The 18,699-nt window shown below is 53.7% G+C and carries 21 protein-coding genes; 5 read left to right on the forward strand and 16 right to left on the reverse strand.

The features are described from left to right. Nucleotides 1-145: 145 nt before the first annotated feature. The 4 genes from glmM to rlmE form a co-directional block, all read right to left on the reverse strand. Complete coding sequence (glmM, locus tag ACFK9X_RS20980; RefSeq protein WP_000071167.1) at nt 146-1,483, reverse strand: phosphoglucosamine mutase; 1,338 nt, start codon at nt 1,481-1,483, stop codon at nt 146-148. Continuing rightward, on the reverse strand, nt 1,476-2,324 hold the full coding sequence (gene folP / locus ACFK9X_RS20985; protein ID WP_135400883.1) for a dihydropteroate synthase: 849 nt from the start codon (nt 2,322-2,324) through the stop codon (nt 1,476-1,478). Before folP ends, glmM begins: the two co-directional genes overlap by 8 nt. A 104-nt stretch (nt 2,325-2,428) precedes the next feature. After that, nucleotides 2,429-4,363, reverse strand: coding sequence for an ATP-dependent zinc metalloprotease FtsH (ftsH, locus tag ACFK9X_RS20990; RefSeq protein WP_001107481.1), 1,935 nt, complete (start codon nt 4,361-4,363; stop codon nt 2,429-2,431). 103 nt (nt 4,364-4,466) lie between these two features. Then, nucleotides 4,467-5,093, reverse strand: a complete 627-nt coding sequence (gene rlmE / locus ACFK9X_RS20995; protein ID WP_151117602.1) for a 23S rRNA (uridine(2552)-2'-O)-methyltransferase RlmE — start codon at nt 5,091-5,093, stop codon at nt 4,467-4,469. 126 nt (nt 5,094-5,219) lie between these two features. On the opposite strand from rlmE, the gene yhbY reads away from it, so the two are divergent. After that, on the forward strand, nt 5,220-5,513 hold the full coding sequence (gene yhbY, locus ACFK9X_RS21000) for a ribosome assembly RNA-binding protein YhbY (RefSeq protein ID WP_001592995.1): 294 nt from the start codon (nt 5,220-5,222) through the stop codon (nt 5,511-5,513). A gap of 155 nt (nt 5,514-5,668) precedes the next feature. Here the strand turns inward: yhbY and greA are convergent, their stop codons facing one another. Then, nucleotides 5,669-6,145, reverse strand: coding sequence for a transcription elongation factor GreA (gene greA, locus ACFK9X_RS21005; RefSeq protein WP_001148008.1), 477 nt, complete (start codon nt 6,143-6,145; stop codon nt 5,669-5,671). Between the two features lie 247 nt (nt 6,146-6,392). Here greA and dacB point away from each other — a divergent pair, with 247 nt between their 5' ends. Next, a complete protein-coding gene (gene dacB, locus ACFK9X_RS21010; protein WP_151117604.1) occupies nt 6,393-7,826 on the forward strand; it encodes a serine-type D-Ala-D-Ala carboxypeptidase in 1,434 nt (477 codons plus the stop codon). Nucleotides 7,827-7,956: 130 nt separating this feature from the next. Here the strand turns inward: dacB and cgtA are convergent, their stop codons facing one another. From cgtA to rplU, 4 genes are all read right to left on the reverse strand, one after another. Beyond that, nucleotides 7,957-9,129, reverse strand: a complete 1,173-nt coding sequence (cgtA, locus tag ACFK9X_RS21015; protein ID WP_000673556.1) for an Obg family GTPase CgtA — start codon at nt 9,127-9,129, stop codon at nt 7,957-7,959. A gap of 15 nt (nt 9,130-9,144) precedes the next feature. Continuing rightward, nucleotides 9,145-10,110, reverse strand: coding sequence for a DMT family transporter (locus tag ACFK9X_RS21020; RefSeq protein WP_000813052.1), 966 nt, complete (start codon nt 10,108-10,110; stop codon nt 9,145-9,147). Between the two features lie 129 nt (nt 10,111-10,239). Then, nucleotides 10,240-10,497 carry a 50S ribosomal protein L27 gene (gene rpmA / locus ACFK9X_RS21025; RefSeq protein WP_000940593.1) on the reverse strand — a complete coding sequence of 86 codons (258 nt, stop codon included), beginning with the start codon at nt 10,495-10,497 and terminating at the stop codon, nt 10,240-10,242. Nucleotides 10,498-10,516: 19 nt separating this feature from the next. Then, a complete protein-coding gene (gene rplU / locus ACFK9X_RS21030) occupies nt 10,517-10,828 on the reverse strand; it encodes a 50S ribosomal protein L21 (protein WP_000271396.1) in 312 nt (103 codons plus the stop codon). A gap of 257 nt (nt 10,829-11,085) precedes the next feature. On the opposite strand from rplU, the gene ispB reads away from it, so the two are divergent. Together ispB and sfsB are read left to right on the forward strand one after the other, a co-directional pair. Further along, a complete protein-coding gene (gene ispB, locus ACFK9X_RS21035) occupies nt 11,086-12,057 on the forward strand; it encodes an octaprenyl diphosphate synthase (protein ID WP_151117606.1) in 972 nt (323 codons plus the stop codon). Nucleotides 12,058-12,289: 232 nt separating this feature from the next. Continuing rightward, the gene (gene sfsB / locus ACFK9X_RS21040; RefSeq protein ID WP_000444167.1) at nt 12,290-12,577 is read left to right on the forward strand and encodes a DNA-binding transcriptional regulator SfsB; all 288 of its coding nucleotides are present in this window, start codon (nt 12,290-12,292) and stop codon (nt 12,575-12,577) included. 58 nt (nt 12,578-12,635) lie between these two features. Here sfsB and murA read toward each other — a convergent pair whose 3' ends face one another. From murA to mlaF, 7 genes are all read right to left on the reverse strand, one after another. Next, on the reverse strand, nt 12,636-13,895 hold the full coding sequence (gene murA / locus ACFK9X_RS21045) for a UDP-N-acetylglucosamine 1-carboxyvinyltransferase (RefSeq protein ID WP_000357288.1): 1,260 nt from the start codon (nt 13,893-13,895) through the stop codon (nt 12,636-12,638). A gap of 53 nt (nt 13,896-13,948) precedes the next feature. After that, nucleotides 13,949-14,203 carry a BolA family iron metabolism protein IbaG gene (gene ibaG, locus ACFK9X_RS21050; RefSeq protein ID WP_001518349.1) on the reverse strand — a complete coding sequence of 85 codons (255 nt, stop codon included), beginning with the start codon at nt 14,201-14,203 and terminating at the stop codon, nt 13,949-13,951. A gap of 187 nt (nt 14,204-14,390) precedes the next feature. Continuing rightward, nucleotides 14,391-14,687, reverse strand: a complete 297-nt coding sequence (mlaB, locus tag ACFK9X_RS21055) for a lipid asymmetry maintenance protein MlaB (RefSeq protein WP_000188843.1) — start codon at nt 14,685-14,687, stop codon at nt 14,391-14,393. Continuing rightward, nucleotides 14,687-15,322 carry a phospholipid-binding protein MlaC gene (gene mlaC / locus ACFK9X_RS21060; RefSeq protein ID WP_000476475.1) on the reverse strand — a complete coding sequence of 212 codons (636 nt, stop codon included), beginning with the start codon at nt 15,320-15,322 and terminating at the stop codon, nt 14,687-14,689. The genes mlaB and mlaC overlap by 1 nt, the downstream gene beginning before the upstream one ends. Before the next feature lie 18 nt (nt 15,323-15,340). Next, entirely contained in the window at nt 15,341-15,892 is a 552-nt protein-coding gene (gene mlaD / locus ACFK9X_RS21065) for an outer membrane lipid asymmetry maintenance protein MlaD (protein ID WP_001193591.1), read from the reverse strand. Nucleotides 15,893-15,896: 4 nt separating this feature from the next. Beyond that, a complete protein-coding gene (gene mlaE, locus ACFK9X_RS21070; RefSeq protein ID WP_000925786.1) occupies nt 15,897-16,679 on the reverse strand; it encodes a lipid asymmetry maintenance ABC transporter permease subunit MlaE in 783 nt (260 codons plus the stop codon). A gap of 7 nt (nt 16,680-16,686) precedes the next feature. Then, on the reverse strand, nt 16,687-17,499 hold the full coding sequence (mlaF, locus tag ACFK9X_RS21075; RefSeq protein WP_151117610.1) for a phospholipid ABC transporter ATP-binding protein MlaF: 813 nt from the start codon (nt 17,497-17,499) through the stop codon (nt 16,687-16,689). A gap of 212 nt (nt 17,500-17,711) precedes the next feature. Between mlaF and ACFK9X_RS21080 the strand changes: the two genes are divergently transcribed. After that, on the forward strand, nt 17,712-18,689 hold the full coding sequence (locus ACFK9X_RS21080; protein ID WP_151117612.1) for a calcium/sodium antiporter: 978 nt from the start codon (nt 17,712-17,714) through the stop codon (nt 18,687-18,689). Nucleotides 18,690-18,699 lie beyond the last annotated feature (10 nt).

Below are 18,699 nucleotides of genomic sequence, written 5' to 3' on the forward strand. Positions count from 1 at the left end.
AAGCGGGTGTGAATACTAACCAAAGCGAATGACCTTCGCAAGGGCAATTTAAGCGCATTGTATCAACTGCGGAAAAAAACAGCAAAAGCGTTGTTTTTTGCGGGCAGTAAGGCGGCAACCGCCGCCTTTTTAGTCACTTAAACGCTTAAACGGCTTTTACCGCATCCGCGATACGATGGGCGAAAGCCGTAACCTGCGCTTCATCCTCGCCTTCAACCATCACGCGAATCAGCGGTTCGGTACCGGATTTACGTAGCAGTACCCGCCCACGATTGCCGAGCGTGGCTTCTACGTCCGCCGTTACCGCTTTCACCGCATCATTTTCCAGCGGATCGCCGCTACCGGCGGTGTAACGCACGTTAACCAGAATCTGCGGGAACATTTTCATACCGCTGCACAGATCGTGCAGACTCATATGATTACGCACCATCGCCGCCAGAACTTGTAGCCCCGCTACAATACCGTCGCCAGTGGTCGTTTTATCCAACAGAATAACGTGACCAGAGTTTTCCGCACCGATGCGCCAGCCTTTTTCCTGCAATTTTTCCAGCACGTAGCGGTCGCCCACTTTCGCCCGGGCAAACGGAATGCCAAGCTGCTTGAGCGCCAGCTCCAGCCCCATATTGCTCATCAGCGTCCCCACCGCGCCGCCGCGCAGTTGCCCCTGGCGCAGCCCTTCGCGCGCGATGATATACATGATCTGATCGCCATCGACTTTATTGCCTTCATGGTCAACCATGATGACCCGGTCGCCGTCGCCGTCAAGCGCGATGCCGAGGTCCGCCTTCTCCGCCAACACGCGCGCCTGCAACGCGCGCACGTCGGTCGCGCCCACTTCTTCGTTAATGTTGACGCCGTTTGGCTCACAGCCGATGGCGATAACGGTCGCGCCCAGCTCGCGCAGCACATTCGGCGCGATATGGTAGGTAGCGCCGTTGGCGCAATCCACAACCACTTTCAGGCCGTTGAGGCTCAGTTCGTTCGGGAAGGTGCCTTTACAGAACTCAATATAGCGTCCGGCGGCATCGACGATGCGGCTCGCTTTCCCCAGCTCGGCGGAGTCTACGCAGGTGATCTCTTTTTCCATTTCGGCTTCGATGGCTTCTTCCACATCGTCAGGCAGTTTCGTACCGTCGATAGAGAAGAATTTAATGCCGTTATCATAGAACGGGTTATGCGAAGCCGAGATAACGATACCCGCCTCCGCGCGGAAAGTCCGCGTCAGATAGGCGACGGCTGGCGTTGGCATAGGTCCGGTAAACGAGGCCGACAGTCCCGCAGCGGCAAGGCCCGCCTCCAGCGCGGACTCCAGCATATAGCCGGAAATACGCGTATCTTTACCGATAATGATTTTACGCGAGCCATGACGCGCCAGCACTTTTCCGGCAGCCCAACCCAGTTTAAGCACGAAATCAGGTGTAATGGGGGCATTGCCTACACGTCCGCGAATCCCATCGGTACCGAAATATTTACGATTACTCATAGCGTTTGTTTCCCTTTGCAGACAGAGTGGCTTCCACCACCCGCATTGCCTCTACGGTTTCTTTGACGTCATGGACGCGAATGATCTGCGCGCCCTGCATCGCGGCAATTACCGCGCACGCAAGGCTACCGTTCAGACGGTCTGATGGTCCCACGTTAAGTAACTGACCAACCATCGTTTTACGTGACATGCCCACCAGCAGCGGCAGGTTAAAATGATGAAACTCACCCAGTCGCGCCAGTAAGGTATAATTGTGAGAGAGATTTTTACCGAAACCGAATCCTGGGTCGAGCAACAATTTCTCTTTTGCGATGCCGGCCTTCTCACAACGTGCTATTTGCTCAATAAAGTAGCGATTCACCTCGGCAAAGACATCGTCATATTTCGGCGCCTCCTGCATGGTTTTGGGGTTGCCCTGCATGTGCATAAGACTGACCGGCAAGCCGGTTTCCGCTGCCGCTTCCAACGCGCCGGGTTCGGAGAGTGAACGGACATCATTGATAATATGCGCGCCCGCCCTTGCCGCTTCACGGATCACCTCGGGTTTAGAGGTATCCACAGAAATCCACACTTCAAAACGTTGCGCGATTGCTTCCAGTACCGGAATAACGCGAGCCAGCTCTTCTTCCACGCTCACTTCTGCCGCGCCTGGTCGCGTTGATTCCCCCCCCACATCAATAATTGTCGCCCCGGCATTCACCATTAAATTCGCATGTTTCACCGCCTCAATCAGCGTGTTATGCGCGCCGCCGTCGGAGAACGAATCCGGCGTTACGTTCAGGATCCCCATAACATGCGGATGAGTGAGATCGAGCGTGGCGCCCTGAGCGAAGAGTTTCATGGTCAAAATCCCTGTTTTATTTATGGTGAGTTAAAAAAAGAAAAACCCCGGGGCAAGCCCCAGGGTTTCGGTGAGCGCTAAACATAATGTTGTAAAACAAATACTTATTTGTCGCCCAGCTGCTCTGACATCGTGTTGCCCGGGTTCGGCGTGCGTGGTTCATCAACCGGACGCGGCGCCTGAGGCGTACCATTGCTGTCAGAGTTATTGGTGCCGTTTGGATCTTCCCAGCCCGCAGGCGGACGCACTTCACGACGCGCCATCAGGTCATCAATCTGCGGCGCATCGATGGTTTCATATTTCATCAGCGCATCTTTCATCGCGTGCAGAATATCCATATTGTCAGTCAGGATCTGACGAGCGCGATTGTAGTTACGTTCAATCAGCGCTTTCACTTCCTGGTCGATGATACGCGCAGTTTCATCAGACATATGTTTCGCTTTTGCGACGCTACGGCCGAGGAACACTTCGCCCTCTTCTTCCGCGTACAGCAACGGACCGAGTTTCTCCGAGAAGCCCCACTGGGTGACCATGTTACGCGCCAGGTTAGTCGCGACTTTAATGTCGTTCGACGCGCCGGTAGAAACATGCTCAACGCCGTAGATAATCTCTTCCGCCAGACGGCCACCGTACAGCGTGCTGATTTGGCTTTCCAGCTTCTGACGGCTGGCGCTGATCGCGTCGCCTTCAGGCAGGAAGAAGGTCACGCCCAGCGCACGACCGCGCGGGATAATCGTCACTTTGTGCACCGGATCGTGTTCCGGCACCAGGCGACCGATAATCGCGTGGCCCGCTTCGTGGTACGCGGTCGACTCTTTCTGCGCTTCCGTCATCACCATGGAGCGACGTTCGGCGCCCATCATGATTTTGTCTTTCGCTTTCTCGAACTCAACCATCGACACAACGCGCTTGTTACCACGAGCCGCAAACAGCGCCGCTTCGTTCACCAGGTTCGCGAGGTCAGCACCGGAGAAGCCCGGCGTACCGCGCGCAATGATCGCCGCATCAATATCCGTCGCTAACGGTACGCGACGCATATGCACCTTCAGAATCTGCTCACGACCGCGAACATCCGGCAGGCCTACCACCACCTGACGGTCAAAACGACCTGGACGCAGCAGCGCCGGGTCCAGAACGTCCGGACGGTTGGTTGCCGCGATAACGATGATACCTTCGTTACCTTCGAAGCCGTCCATCTCAACCAGCATCTGGTTCAACGTCTGCTCACGTTCATCGTGACCACCGCCCAGACCTGCGCCACGCTGGCGGCCTACGGCGTCGATTTCATCGATGAAGATAATGCACGGCGCCGCTTTCTTGGCCTGTTCGAACATGTCACGCACTCGAGACGCGCCGACACCGACGAACATTTCCACAAAGTCAGAACCGGAAATCGTAAAGAATGGCACCTTCGCTTCACCCGCAATGGCTTTTGCCAGCAGGGTTTTACCGGTACCCGGCGGGCCGACCATCAGGACGCCTTTCGGAATTTTACCGCCCAGCTTCTGGAAACGGCTCGGTTCACGCAGGTATTCGACCAGTTCCGCCACTTCTTCTTTCGCTTCGTCACAACCCGCGACGTCAGCAAACGTGGTTTTGATCTGATCTTCCGTCAGCATACGCGCCTTGCTCTTACCGAACGACATGGCGCCTTTGCCACCGCCGCCCTGCATCTGACGCATGAAGAAGATCCAGACGCCGATCAGCAACAGCATCGGGAACCAGGAAATGAAGATAGAAGCCAGCAGGCTTGGCTCTTCAGGTGGTTCGCCAACAACCTTGACGTTTTTAGTCAGCAGGTTATCAAGCAGCTTCGGATCATTAATCGGAATGTAAGTCGTGTAACGGTTACTATCTTTCTTGGTAACGTTGATCTCACGTCCGTTGATACGCGCTTCGCGAACCTGGTCCTGATTGACCTCTTGCAGGAAGGTAGAGTAATCCACCTTACGGCCATTAGACTCGCTGGGCCCAAAGCTCTGGAATACTGACATCAGCACAACGGCAATGACCAGCCAGAGTATTAGGTTTTTCGCCATGTCACTCAAGGGATTAACCTCTTATTACAACTGTGTTAAAAACAGCGTCAGGATACTCTATATCCAGTTTCTTTCAAACCTTACGTCTGAAATCTGCCGGTTATCACTTTCGCCCGGTCGCTACAATGTACACTTCACGCGAACGCGCACGCGAAGAGTCCGGCTTACGAACTTTAACCTTCGTAAACAGGGAGCGAATTTCCCTTAGATACTCATCGAAACCTTCGCCCTGGAACACCTTCACTACAAAACTTCCGCCTGGCGCCAGCACATCGCGGCACATCTCTAACGCCAGCTCCACCAGATACATGGCGCGGGGGATATCCACCGCCGGTGTTCCGCTCATGTTTGGTGCCATATCCGACATGACAACTTGTACTTTACTGTCACCCACGCGTTCCAGTAACGCTTTCATGACAAGTCCATCACGAAAATCGCCCTGAAGAAAGTCCACACCAACGATAGGATCCATAGGTAAAAGATCACAAGCGATGATGCGGCCTTTGCCGCCAATCTGCGTGACCACATACTGTGACCAGCCTCCTGGCGCAGCGCCGAGATCGACTACCGTCATTCCCGGCTTAAAAAGTTTGTCACTTTGCTGTATTTCATCAAGTTTAAACCAGGCACGGGAGCGTAGCCCCTTTTTCTGCGCCTGTTGAACATATTTATCGCTAAAGTGTTCCTGAAGCCAGCGGCTTGAGCTGGCAGAACGCTTTTTACCTGTCATTTAACTTTCCCGTCGGGGCAGTTCATCGTAGCCAATGGCGTAAATTTCTACACGCCTATTTGGCGATATAAGGGAGATGGCGGTAGAATGACCCGTTTTCAATCCCAACGTAAGCAAAAATATACGATGAATCTGAGTACTAAACAAAAACAGCACCTAAAAGGTCTGGCACATCCGCTCAAGCCTGTTGTTATGCTTGGCAATAATGGTTTGACCGAAGGGGTACTGGCCGAGATTGAACAAGCGTTAGAGCACCATGAACTTATCAAGGTGAAAATCGCCTCGGAAGATCGCGAAACAAAAACCTTGATCGTGGACGCTATCGTGCGCGAAACCGGCGCCTGTAACGTACAGGTCATCGGTAAAACGCTGGTGCTGTATCGCCCAACTAAAGAGCGTAAAATCTCGCTGCCGCGTTAAGGATATCCTAAAGTCGAACACAAAATCTGTGTAAAACGAGGGGTTTTCCACGAGCAGGAGAGCAAAATGCCACGCTCTCTCCGTTGATAAAAGGCCGCTATGCGGCCTTTTTCCTTTCTTTACAATACACCAACAATTTGCGTATTGAGTACTACTTAAAGGTATTCCACTTTAAGCACTTCGTATTCCACATCGCCGCCAGGCGTTTTAATCACCACGACGTCATCCTGCTCTTTGCCGATCAGGCCGCGAGCGATTGGCGAGTTTACCGAAATGAGATTTTGCTTAAAATCCGCCTCATCATCGCCAACAATACGATAGGTCTGCTCTTCGTCGGTGTCCAGGTTCAGCACCGTGACGGTAGCGCCGAAAATCACGCGACCATTGTTCGGCATTTTGGTAACGTCAATCACCTGCGCATTCGACAGTTTTGCTTCGATATCTTTAATGCGCCCTTCGCAGAAACCCTGCTGTTCGCGTGCAGCATGATACTCCGCGTTTTCTTTTAAATCGCCATGTTCGCGCGCTTCGGCGATAGCGGCGATGATTTCAGGACGGCGCACAGATTTCAGAAAATCCAGCTCTTCGCGCAGTTTTTCGGCTCCGCGTAAGGTCATCGGAATAGCTTGCATTTGTTATACCTCTTGAACATTCCTGTAGGGGGCAATGAACTCTACCCCGGCTGCTAAGCCAGCCCCGGCATATGCCATACTAGGGTCAGAAGCAAAAAAACACCAACCCGGGCGCGCAGTCCCAGGTCAGCTACAATTTCCTCTTTGATAACCATTTTACCCTGGAGTTCCCTATGGGTCATCGTTTACTTTTTAGGGCGTTGCGCCGTAGTATGACGGCTTGTTTCCAGGGTGTTAGCGCGAGATTATGCGATTTTCCAGATTTATCATCGGATTGACCACCAGTATAGCGTTCAGCGTTCAGGCCGCGAATATTGACGAATACATCAAACAGCTTCCGGCCGGCGCCAACCTCGCGCTGATGGTGCAAAAGATTGGCGCGCCCGCGCCGGCTATTGATTATCATAGTCAGCAGATGGCGCTTCCCGCCAGTACCCAAAAAGTGATTACCGCGCTGGCGGCGCTGATTCAACTCGGCCCGGATTTCCGTTTTACGACCACGCTGGAGACTAAAGGCAACGTCGATAACGGTATCCTGAAAGGTGACTTAATTGCGCGCTTCGGTGGCGATCCAACGCTAAGACGTCAGGATATTCGCAATATGGTCGCGACGCTGAAAAAGTCCGGCGTCACGCAAATCGACGGTAATGTGCTTATCGACACGTCGATTTTCGCCAGCCACGATAAAGCGCCAGGCTGGCCGTGGAACAACCTGACGCAGTGTTTCAGCGCGCCTCCCGCCGCCGCCATTGTTGACCGCAACTGTTTTTCTGTGTCGCTTTATAGCGCGCAAAAACCAAACGATTTAGCCTTTATTCGCGTGGCCTCTTATTATCCGGTAACGATGTTCAGCCAGGTACGGACTCTGCCGCGCGGTTCGGCAGAAGCGCAGTATTGCGAGCTGGATGTTGTGCCTGGCGATTTGAACCGTTATACGCTTACCGGCTGTTTACCCCAGCGCGCCGACCCGCTGCCGCTGGCCTTTGCTATTCAGGACGGCGCCAGCTACGCGGGCGCGATCCTCAAGCAGGAACTGAAAGAGGCCGGGATAACTTACCGCGGCACGCTGCTGCGCCAGACGCAGGTTAACGAGCCCGGAACGATCGTCGCCAGTAAACCGTCGGCGCCACTGCACGATCTGCTTAAGATTATGCTGAAAAAGTCAGACAACATGATCGCCGATACTGTTTTTCGGATGATTGGTCATGTCAGGTTTAACGTGCCTGGCACCTGGCGGGCGGGATCGGATGCCGTTCGCCAGATCCTGCGCCAACAGGCGGGAATTGATATCGGCAATACCATTATTGCCGACGGTTCCGGTCTTTCTCGCCATAACCTGATCGCTCCCGCCACGATGATGCAGGTGCTGCAATATATCGCCCAACACGATAACGAGCTGAACTTTATCTCTATGCTGCCGCTGGCGGGCTATGATGGTTCATTACAATACCGCGCCGGGCTGCATCAGGCGGGCGTAGACGGTAAGGTTTCGGCGAAAACCGGATCACTGCAGGGCGTGTATAATCTGGCGGGCTTTATTACCACCGCAAGCGGACAACGGATGGCATTTGTACAGTATTTGTCCGGCTACGCGGTTCCACCTGCCGATCAGCGTAATCGCCGAATCCCGCTGGTACGCTTCGAGAGTCGGTTGTATAAGGATATTTATCAGACTAACTGAGTGCATTATTGCCGGATGGCGGCGCTAACGCGTCTTATCCGGCCTACAACGAACATAATAAAATGGGCCGCAAATGCGGCCCGTTGGCTTTTGTAGGCCGGATAAGCTTTAGCGCCATCCGGCTACGAGATTAACGTTTGTAGATGAATTCGACGCCTTCTTCGTCGTCTTCATCCCAGTCGTCATCCCAGTCATCGTCTGCGTCTTCTTCCACTTCAGCCAACTGCTGGCGATGATAATCGTCCCACATGAACTCGACTTTTTCCGGCTGTTTTGCTTCTTCAGCCTGCGCGATCGGATTCTCGATGATAAAGGTCATCACATCCCAGCAGAGATCTTTCACCCCTAGCTGACTGGCGGCGGAAATCAGATAGTATTTCCCTTCCCAGCCCAACGCTTCGGCGATCGCTTTCGCTTTCTCTTCCGCTTCGGTTTTATCCATCAGATCGATCTTGTTGAACACTAACCAGCGCGGTTTAGCCGCCAGATCCTGGCTGTATTTTTCCAGTTCGCCAATAATGATACGGGCGTTTTCCACCGGATCGGAACCGTCGATCGGATCGATATCAATGAGGTGCAGCAGTACGCGGCAACGTTCGAGGTGCTTCAGGAAGCGAATCCCCAGGCCCGCGCCTTCCGCCGCGCCTTCGATCAACCCCGGAATGTCGGCCACCACAAAACTCTTTTCGCTGTCCATACGTACCACGCCCAGGCTCGGCACCAGCGTGGTAAACGGATAGTCCGCGACTTTCGGTTTTGCTGCCGATACCGCGCGAATGAACGTTGATTTACCGGCGTTTGGCATCCCCAGCATCCCGACATCCGCCAGCAGCATCAGTTCCAGCAGCAGGTCGCGCTTATCGCCCGGCGTACCATTGGTTTTCTGGCGCGGCGTACGGTTAACCGAGGATTTAAAACGGGTATTGCCTAGCCCATGCCAGCCGCCCTTCGCGACCAACAGACGCTGACCGTGTTTGGTCATGTCGCCCATCGTTTCACCGGTTCCCTGGTCGATAACGCGCGTACCGACCGGCACTTTGATGGTCACGTCTTTACCGCGTTTACCGGTACAGTCGCGGCTCGCGCCATTCTGACCACGTTCAGCGCGGAACGATTTTTCAAAGCGGTAATCGATCAGCGTATTCAGGTTTTCATCGGCTTCCATCCAGACGTCGCCGCCGTCGCCGCCATCACCGCCGTCCGGGCCGCCTTTCGGGATATATTTTTCGCGGCGGAAGCTCACACAGCCATTACCGCCATCGCCTGCAACGACCAGAATCGATGCTTCATCAACAAACTTCATTTTATTCTCCGTAAATCATTCGCCTGAGCGGGGTTGCGAAACCACCGTTTCATGCTTGCGTAAACCGCCCCAAATACGATGACCAATGGCGGAATACATCGCGCCCGCAACCACGACAAACGCACCGAGATAACCTAAAAGGTTTAACATCGGTCTGGCGAAGAAATCGGGCCAGGCCATAGATAAAAGATCTGAAAACAGCAGGGTAAATAGCGGTGTAAGCGTGATTATCGCGCTCACCTGCGCCGCCTGCCAACGCGCCATCGCTTCCGCCAGGGCGCCATATCCTACCAGCGTATTTAGCCCGCAGAAAATCAAACAGGCGAGCTGCCAGTCGCTCAGTTGCGCTATCACCATCGGTTTTGCCAGCGGCAAGAGCGCTATCGTACATAAAGTGTACAGTAAAAACAGGATCTGCTGCGAGGCCAGACGTCGCAATAATACTTTTTGCGCCACGCCATAGCTCACCCACACCATCGCCGCGCCTACGCCAAAAATAACGCCCCAGGTGTAGTCGGTCAGTCGGGTAAAAATCTCGATCAGACTGGTGTTAAAAAACATCACCAGCCCGCTCAATAACATCAGCGCGCCAATCACCTGCGTACCGCGCATCTTTTCTTTCAGAATAAAGACGCTGGCGACCATCATGCCAACCGGCGAGAGCTGGCCGATAACCTGCGACGCGGTTGGGCTTAAATATTGCAGGGAAGAACTGAACAAAATGAAATTACCGAACAGTCCGCAGGTCGCTATCGCCAATAACACCAACCAACGCGGCTTACGAAAAATACGCAGCGGCGGCAGCTTTCTTTTTACTGCCAGTATCGCCCCGAGGCCAATACTGGCCATTAAGAAGCGGTAGAAGACAATGGTTGAAGGCTCCATCACCTCCAGCACTTGCTTCATTGCTATTGGCAACGCTCCCCAGCACATCGCGGTAGTGAGCGCTAAAAGAATGCCAATGCCTGCCTGCTGCTTCATGCCGTGTTCCCTGCAAAGACCCGTTAACGGCATTCGCACAGCCACACGGGTATATTTTAGTCGGCCATCGAATGTAAAAAGCCCCGCAACAGGTGCGGGGCTTTCATCCGTTACCGGACCACAAAAAACTTACTCAGCAACGATGCTGATGTATTTACGGTTTTTCGGGCCTTTAACTTCGAATTTCACTTTACCGTCTGCTTTAGCAAACAGAGTGTGGTCACGACCGCAACCAACGTTGGTACCAGCGTGGAATTTAGTACCACGTTGACGAACGATGATGCTGCCTGCCAGAACTGCTTCACCGCCAAAGCGTTTTACGCCCAGACGTTTAGCTTCAGAATCGCGACCGTTACGAGTCGAGCCGCCAGCCTTTTTATGTGCCATTTAATCTGCTCCCCTAATCTTAAGCGCTGATGCCGGTAATTTTCACATCAGTGAACCACTGACGATGGCCCTGCTGCTTACGGTAGTGTTTACGGCGACGAAACTTAACGATTTTAACTTTCTCGCCACGACCGTGGGCAACAACTTCAGCTTTGATTACGCCGCCATCAACGAAAGGAACGCCGATTTTGACTTCTTCACCGTTTGCGATCATCAGAACTTCAGCGAACTCGATAGTTTCGCCAGTTGCGATGTCCAGCTTTTCCAGGCGAACGGTCTGACCTTCGCTTACTCGGTGTTGTTTACCACCACTTTGGAAAACCGCGTACATAAAAAACTCCGCTTCCGCGCACACCTTTCAATGATTCAGAGCGCGCTATAAATATTCACAATAGGGCGCGAATATTACGCAAATTGCACGGCTTTGACAAGTGCTACCATCAATACATGAAGAAAAAAAACACAACGCATACGGTAACGTTTATCTGCGGCGTTTTTTCAGTACAATCAGGGTATATTTCTAACCATAAACCCTACGTTACCTCATTCAGACATGGGATAATCGGGGCGATAAGCCCGGCTTTTGCGATGAATTTAGAAAAAATCAACGAGTTAACCGCGCAAGATATGGCGGGTGTCAATGCGACAATCCTTGAACAGCTTAATTCCGACGTTCAACTGATTAATCAGCTAGGATATTACATTATTAGCGGCGGCGGAAAACGCATTCGTCCGATGATTGCCGTTCTTGCCGCGCGCGCGGTGGGTTATCAGGGTAACGCGCACGTGACTATCGCCGCTCTGATCGAGTTTATCCACACGGCGACGCTGCTACATGATGATGTGGTGGATGAATCTGATATGCGTCGCGGCAAAGCGACGGCAAATGCCGCTTTCGGTAATGCCGCCAGCGTGTTGGTCGGCGACTTTATCTATACCCGCGCCTTCCAGATGATGACCAGCCTCGGCTCGTTAAAAGTGCTGGAAGTGATGTCGGAAGCGGTCAACGTGATTGCAGAAGGCGAAGTGCTGCAATTGATGAACGTGAATGACCCGGACATTACCGAAGAAAATTACATGCGGGTGATTTACAGTAAAACGGCCCGTCTGTTCGAAGCCGCCGCCCAGTGCTCCGGTATTCTTGCCGGTTGTACGCCTGAGCAAGAGAAAGGGTTGCAGGACTATGGCCGCTACCTTGGTACGGCTTTCCAGCTCATTGACGATGTGCTGGATTACAGTGCCGACGGCGAGCATCTCGGTAAAAATGTGGGTGATGACCTCAATGAGGGCAAACCTACCTTACCGTTGCTTCACGCCATGCGCCACGGTACGCCAGAACAGTCAGCGATGATCCGTACCGCTATTGAACAAGGCAATGGCCGTCATCTTCTGGAACCGGTTCTGGAAGCGATGACCACCTGCGGTTCGCTGGAATGGACGCGTCAGCGAGCGGAAGAAGAAGCCGACAAAGCGATATCCGCGTTGCAGATATTGCCGGATACTCCATGGCGTGAGGCGCTAATCGGTCTCGCACACATCGCGGTGCAGCGCGATCGTTAATGCCATTCTCTTATCCCGCGCACTGCGCGGGATATCCCATTAAGTTCTAATAAACTCCAGATACCCTATTGCCTGTCTTTTCGTATATTCATATACGGCTTCCCCTGGCATATTCTGAATATTGCCGCCACTTACATGAACTTTTTAGAATATTCCTTCACGAAGCGTTATAGTATCGAACGTCGTCGGGTTGTTAAAACCGTAAGTGATTAACCTAAGGAGTGATGGATGTATGGAAAGCAAGCTTATTGACTGGCATCCGGCCGATATCATTGCCGGACTACGTAAAAAAGGGACTTCAATGGCCGCTGAGTCACGTCGGAATGGATTGAGTTCATCCACGCTGGCCAATGCATTAACGCGCCCGTGGCCGAAAGGAGAGTTGATTATTGCGAAAGCATTGGGAACGGAACCCTGGGTTATTTGGCCATCGCGTTATCACGATCCGCGCACGCATGAGTTTATCGACAGAACGCGGCTTATGAGAGCGCGTAATAAAGACAAACAGAATGTAGAGTAAGCGCCTGTAAAATAACCCCCGCAATCGCGTTCGCGGGGGTTATTCAGCGTACAGAAGGTTATTCGCCTTTCACGCGTTCAATATTCGCGCCTAGCGCGCGCAGTTTGTCTTCGATGCGCTCATAACCGCGATCGATGTGATAAATGCGATCCACAATCGTCGTGCCTTCCGCAATACAGCCCGCCAGCACCAGGCTCGCAGATGCTCGCAGATCTGTCGCCATGACCTGGGCGCCAGAGAGCGTTTCTACGCCATGGCATATGACGGTATTGCTTTCAATTTCCGCACGCGCGCCCATGCGACTGAGTTCAGGCACGTGCATAAAACGGTTTTCAAAGACGGTTTCAGTGATAAAGCCCGTCCCTTCCGCCACCAGGTTCAGCAACGTGAACTGCGCCTGCATATCGGTCGGGAATGCCGGGTGTGGCGCGGTACGGACATTGACCGCCTTCGGTCGTTTGCCGTGCATGTCCAGACTAATCCAGTCCTCGCCCACTTCGATATCCGCGCCAGCATCGCGCAGTTTCGCCAGTACCGCGTCCAGAGTGTCCGGTTGCGCGTTACGGCAGAGGATTTTGCCGCGAGAGATCGCTGCCGCCACCAGGAAAGTCCCCGTTTCGATACGATCCGGCAGCACACGATAAACGCCGCCGCCCAGACGCTCTACGCCCTCGATCGTAATACGATCGGTGCCCTGCCCGGCGATCTTCGCCCCCAGCGTAACCAGGAAGTTAGCGGTGTCGACAATTTCCGGCTCGCGCGCGGCGTTTTCAATGATGGTCGTCCCTTCCGCCAGCGTAGCGGCGCACATAATGGTGACGGTCGCGCCGACGCTGACCTTATCCATCACGATATGCGCCCCTTTAAGACGCCCTTCTACGGAGGCCTTTACGTAGCCCTCTTCCAGCTTGATGGTCGCACCCAGTTGTTCCAGACCGGTAATATGCAGATCAACCGGACGCGCGCCGATAGTACAGCCCCCCGGCAGAGAGACTTGTCCCTGACCAAAACGGGCAACCAGCGGCCCCAGCGCCCATATCGAGGCGCGCATGGTCTTAACCAGATCATAAGGCGCGCAGAACACGTTCACCTGGCTGGCGTCAATGTGTACCGATCCATTGCGTTCCACTTTCGCGCCTAATTGGCTCAGGAGCTTCATCGACGTATCCACGTCTTTCAGTTTTGGAACGTTTTGGATCTCTACCGGTTCTTCTGCCAGCAGAGCGGCGAACAGGATCGGCAGCGCGGCGTTTTTGGCGCCGGAAATTGTGACTTCGCCCTGGAGCGTCGTTGGCCCCTGTACACGAAATTTATCCATTATTGTATTCTCAGTTAAGCATTCATCTCCGCTACCGGCAGGTTACCCGTAGCTTAAAATCCGTTAAGTTTACGATCGCGCGCCCATTCCGCCGGGGTATATGCTTTGATCGATACGGCATGGATACGGTTGTCCGCAATGTACTCCATTAGCGGCCCATAGACCGTTTGCTGTTTCTTGACCCGGCTCATGCCGTCAAACATCTCTCCCACGGCAATAACCTGAAAGTGACTGCCATCGCCGGAGACGTGGACTTCCTGGAGGGAGAGGGCATTCATCAGCACACTCTGAATTTCATGATTTTCCATGGGTTCTTTATTCGTCAAATAGTGAAAACAGCCCAACATCTTAGAGCAAAGTCGCGCCGTCTTAAATAAGCAAAAGATTACGCTGATAAATCAGCGCGGTAAAAGTGCCGGATGGTGCTGCTAACGCAACTTATCCGGCCTACGGGGATCATGCGAAGTGTAGGCCGGATAAACCATCCGGCATTCATTACATACGGGGAAGTACGTCTTCGGGCAAGTTATATAATTGCGCCAGCGCGTAAACCTTGTCGTTAACGCCAGACAGCGACACGGCATTGCCCTGCTTTTTTGCCTGGTTCACAAGGTGCGCCAGCAGCGCCAGTCCCCCCGTATCTACCCTGGAGATCTGGCTCAGGTCGATACGGGTAACGCCATTCATCGCTTCTACGCGCGCGTCCCATAGCGGCGCCAACACGTCCTGATCCAGCTCTCCCGCCAGCACCAGAGTGTCCGCCTCACGCGTCCAGGTGAGTTGCGGCGTCATTACTGTTTCTCGTCCAAAGTAATTTTCTGTTGAGAGATAGATTTCAGTTGTGCGGTCAGGCCGTCGATGCCTTTAGTACGCAGCAGATCGCTCCACTCATTTTGCTTGGTGGTGATCATGCTGACGCCTTCCGCAATCATGTCATACGCCTGCCAGTTGCCGGTCTGGGTGTTTTTGCGCCACTGGAAATCCAGGCGTACCGGCGGACGACCGTTGGGATCGATAATCGTTACACGGATAGGCACAATGGTCGCATCGCCCAGCGGTTGCTCAGGCGCTATCTGGTAAGTCTGGCCGTGGTACATCGCCAGCGCCTGACCGTATGCCTGTTTGAGGTATTCGCGAAACGCGGCAAAATAGGCTTCACGCTGCGCCGGAGTCGCCTCTTTGTAATAGCGGCCCAACACCAGCGCGCCGGCATATTTTACCTGCACGTACGGCAGAAGTTCCTGATCAACAACGTCGCGCAGGTAATCCGGATTGGCACGAATTTTCGGCTGTTCGTTTTTCAGGCGATCAAACGTTTTCTGCGCCGCCTCGTTCATCAGTTTATAAGGATTGCTCTGATCCGCTGCCGTTGCTGCGCTTAATGGCGCAATGACCAGCAGGGCCACCATCATCAGTCGTTTAAACATGCCTCAATTCTCCTGAGATTATTTCGTTTCGCCCGCGGGCGTTGTGGCTTCAGTATGGCCTTCCGTTGCGGCTGGCGCATCGCCAGAATTCTTATTGTCGTCGCCTTTGCTGTTATAAAGGAACTGGCCAATCATATCTTCCAGCACCATTGCAGACTTGGTGTCCTGAATCGTACTCCCATCTTTGAGAATAGACGTTCCCAGCTCAGGATCTTCAAAACCGACGTTTAATGCCAGATATTGCTCCCCCAGCAGTCCGGAAGTTCGAATACTCAACGAGCTGGTATCGGGAATATGGTTATAACGCTCTTCGATGTCGAGCGTTACGCGCGGCAGGTATGTTTTCGGATCAAGCGAGATATCTTCAACCCGCCCGACAACCACCCCGCCGATGCGTACCGGGGAACGCACTTTCAGACCGCCGATGTTATCGAAGGTCGCATAAACCTTATAGGTCGGCTCCGTGCGCATAGAGGTCACATTTGCCGCCTTCAGGCAAACAAACAGCGCCGCCAGCAACGCTACCAGCAAAAAAACGCCTACCCAAATTTCATTTTTTTTCGTTTGCATGAACTCAATTCCCAAACATCAGTGCGGTCAGCACAAAATCCAGCCCCAGAACGGCCAACGATGCGTGAACCACGGTACGCGTCGTTGCCCGGCTAATCCCGGCAGAAGTCGGTATTGCGTCATAACCGTTGAATAACGCAATCCATGTTACCGTAATGGCGAACACCACGCTCTTTATCAGACAGTTCACCAGGTCCATACGCCAGTCGACGGCATTCTGCATCGCGGACCAGAAGAACCCGGCGTCGATTCCCTTCCAGCTTACGCCGACCAGCGAGCCGCCCCAGATACCGACCGCCACAAAGATAATGGTCAGTAGCGGCAATGAAATCACGCCCGCCCAAAAGCGCGGCGAAATCACCCGGCGCAATGGATCGACCGCCATCATCTCCATACTGGAGAGCTGCTCCGTCGCCCGCATCAGGCCGATTTCCGCCGTCAACGCCGACCCGGCCCGCCCGGCAAACAGCAACGCCGCGACCACCGGCCCCAGCTCGCGCAGCAGCGAAAGCGCCACTAACATGCCAAGACTGGTCTCCGCGCTGTAAGTGGTCAGAACCAGATAGCCTTGCAGCCCCAGCACCATACCGATGAATACGCCGGAGACAATAATGATAAGCATCGACAAGACGCCCACATTATAAAGCTGGCGCACCAGCAGCGGCGCATGTTTGCGAAACTCCGGCTTACCGATAATCGCATTGAATAACATTAACCCGGCGCGCCCGAACGTCCTGACGGTTTTGATCCCGCTGTGTCCGAGTGCTGCCAGCGCATTTAACAGCATGAGTGGCTTAACTCCCTGTTTCGAGTAAATCAAGGTGATAGTCGCCCGCCGGATAGCGGAACGGAACCGGCCCGTCGGCAATGCCGTCAAGGAACTGACGCACGCGCGGGTCCGTATTCTCCTGCAACGCCTGAGCGCTACCGTGAGCGACGATTTTTTTGTCCGCCATGATCCAGGCGTGATCAGCAATACTGAGCACCTCTGGCACATCATGCGAGACCACCACGCAGGTCACGCCCAGCGCGCTGTTCAATTCTGAAATCAGCTTCACCAGAACGCCCATGGTAATCGGGTCCTGGCCGACAAACGGCTCATCGAACATGATGAGATCCGGTTCCAGAGCGATGGCGCGCGCCAACGCGGCGCGGCGCGCCATCCCACCGGAGAGCTCGGAAGGCATCAGTTTTGCCGCGCCGCGCAGCCCGACAGCTTCCAGTTTCATCATCACGACGCTTTTTAGCAGCGGCGCGGGTAAATTGGTGTGCTCCCGTAGCGGATAGGCCACATTGTCAAACACGTTCATGTCGGTAAACAGCGCTCCCGACTGAAACAGCATACTCATACGTTTGCGGACGGTGTAGAGCCGCGAACGGGACATGGCCGACACATTCTCGCCATCAAATAAGATCTCGCCCTTATCCGGCGGGATCTGTCCGCCAATCAGGCGCAACAGCGTGGTTTTACCGATGCCCGACGGCCCCATGATCGCCGTGATCTTCCCGCGCGGCACCGTCAGGGAAATATTATCGAAAATGCAGCGTTCGCCACGGGAAAAGCTGACGTCGCGCATATCGACTAAATTGGCCGCAGACTGACCCATTGATTCATCCTTCGTATTTCCTTGTTGAGGTAACCATGGCGCTGAATTTAACCATGGGTTCGACATAATTACAGAATATTAACTGACAGGGTTAGCGAAAGCTGGCATTCGTTTTACTTTTTAGCCGCATAAAGTCAAAATTAGGACTTCGTTACGGCTTCCAGATATCCCTTCCAGGGGACCGGCGAGTATACCTGAAGAAAGGACTTTAGATGCTTTTAGCGATGGCGCTACTCATAATTGGTTTGCTTCTGGTGGCCTACGGCGCCGATCGTCTGGTGTTTGCGGCCTCTATTTTATGCCGTACATTCGGTATTCCCCCGCTGATCATCGGGATGACGGTCGTGAGTATCGGCACCTCGCTGCCGGAAATTATTGTGTCGGTCGCCGCATCGCTACACGGTCAGCTCGATTTGGCCGTCGGCGCGGCGCTCGGTTCTAACATCACCAATATTTTGCTGATCTTAGGGCTGGCGGCGCTGGTTCGTCCATTTACCGTGCATTCCGATGTTTTACGTCGCGAATTGCCATTAATGTTATTTGTTAGCGTGGTAGCCGGTTCCGTACTGCATGACGGACAGTTAAGCCGCAGTGATGGTATCTTTCTCCTGCTTCTGGCTGTGCTATGGCTGTTATTCATTGTTAAAATCGCGCGTCTGGCCGAACGCCAGGAGAATGACAGCCTCACCCGCGAACAACTGGCGGAGCTGCCACGCGAAGGCGGGCTCCCCGTCGCGTTCTTATGGCTGGGCATTGCGCTGGTCATCATGCCGATGGCGACGCGCATGGTAATCGATAACGCTACGGTGCTGGCGAACTATTTCGCCATGAGTGAATTAACGCTCGGTCTGATAGTCATCGCTGTCGGCACCAGTCTGCCAGAGCTGGCGACGGCGATTGCCGGCGTGCGAAAAGGCGAAAATGATATTGCCGTTGGTAATCTCATTGGCGCCAATATTTTTAATCTCGCCATCGTGCTGGGACTGCCTGCGCTGATCGCGCCGGGGGAGATCAACCCGCTGGCGTTTGGGCGAGATTATAGCGTGATGTTGCTGGTTAGCGTGGTTTTCGCTTTACTTTGCTGGCGGCATCCGCGCCAGATTGGTCGGGGCGCAGGTATACTGCTGACCGGCGGGTTTATCGTATGGCTGGCGATGCTCTATTGGCTATCGCCACTTCTTGTTGGATAACTGGAAACGG

The organism is Salmonella sp. WC3 (assembly GCF_042932255.1).
GTDB lineage: Bacteria > Pseudomonadota > Gammaproteobacteria > Enterobacterales > Enterobacteriaceae > Salmonella > Salmonella enterica.

Coding starts and splice junctions, on each gene's coding strand:
- glmM (WP_000071167.1), bottom strand. CDS start 1,483: ATGAGTAATCGTAAATATTTCGGTACCGATGGGATTCGCGGACGTGTA.
- folP (WP_135400883.1), bottom strand. CDS start 2,324: ATGAAACTCTTCGCTCAGGGCGCCACGCTCGATCTCACTCATCCGCAT.
- ftsH (WP_001107481.1), bottom strand. CDS start 4,363: ATGGCGAAAAACCTAATACTCTGGCTGGTCATTGCCGTTGTGCTGATG.
- rlmE (WP_151117602.1), bottom strand. CDS start 5,093: ATGACAGGTAAAAAGCGTTCTGCCAGCTCAAGCCGCTGGCTTCAGGAA.
- yhbY (WP_001592995.1), top strand. CDS start 5,220: ATGAATCTGAGTACTAAACAAAAACAGCACCTAAAAGGTCTGGCACAT.
- greA (WP_001148008.1), bottom strand. CDS start 6,145: ATGCAAGCTATTCCGATGACCTTACGCGGAGCCGAAAAACTGCGCGAA.
- dacB (WP_151117604.1), top strand. CDS start 6,393: ATGCGATTTTCCAGATTTATCATCGGATTGACCACCAGTATAGCGTTC.
- cgtA (WP_000673556.1), bottom strand. CDS start 9,129: ATGAAGTTTGTTGATGAAGCATCGATTCTGGTCGTTGCAGGCGATGGC.
- ACFK9X_RS21020 (WP_000813052.1), bottom strand. CDS start 10,110: ATGAAGCAGCAGGCAGGCATTGGCATTCTTTTAGCGCTCACTACCGCG.
- rpmA (WP_000940593.1), bottom strand. CDS start 10,497: ATGGCACATAAAAAGGCTGGCGGCTCGACTCGTAACGGTCGCGATTCT.
- rplU (WP_000271396.1), bottom strand. CDS start 10,828: ATGTACGCGGTTTTCCAAAGTGGTGGTAAACAACACCGAGTAAGCGAA.
- ispB (WP_151117606.1), top strand. CDS start 11,086: ATGAATTTAGAAAAAATCAACGAGTTAACCGCGCAAGATATGGCGGGT.
- sfsB (WP_000444167.1), top strand. CDS start 12,290: ATGGAAAGCAAGCTTATTGACTGGCATCCGGCCGATATCATTGCCGGA.
- murA (WP_000357288.1), bottom strand. CDS start 13,895: ATGGATAAATTTCGTGTACAGGGGCCAACGACGCTCCAGGGCGAAGTC.
- ibaG (WP_001518349.1), bottom strand. CDS start 14,203: ATGGAAAATCATGAAATTCAGAGTGTGCTGATGAATGCCCTCTCCCTC.
- mlaB (WP_000188843.1), bottom strand. CDS start 14,687: ATGACGCCGCAACTCACCTGGACGCGTGAGGCGGACACTCTGGTGCTG.
- mlaC (WP_000476475.1), bottom strand. CDS start 15,322: ATGTTTAAACGACTGATGATGGTGGCCCTGCTGGTCATTGCGCCATTA.
- mlaD (WP_001193591.1), bottom strand. CDS start 15,892: ATGCAAACGAAAAAAAATGAAATTTGGGTAGGCGTTTTTTTGCTGGTA.
- mlaE (WP_000925786.1), bottom strand. CDS start 16,679: ATGCTGTTAAATGCGCTGGCAGCACTCGGACACAGCGGGATCAAAACC.
- mlaF (WP_151117610.1), bottom strand. CDS start 17,499: ATGGGTCAGTCTGCGGCCAATTTAGTCGATATGCGCGACGTCAGCTTT.
- ACFK9X_RS21080 (WP_151117612.1), top strand. CDS start 17,712: ATGCTTTTAGCGATGGCGCTACTCATAATTGGTTTGCTTCTGGTGGCC.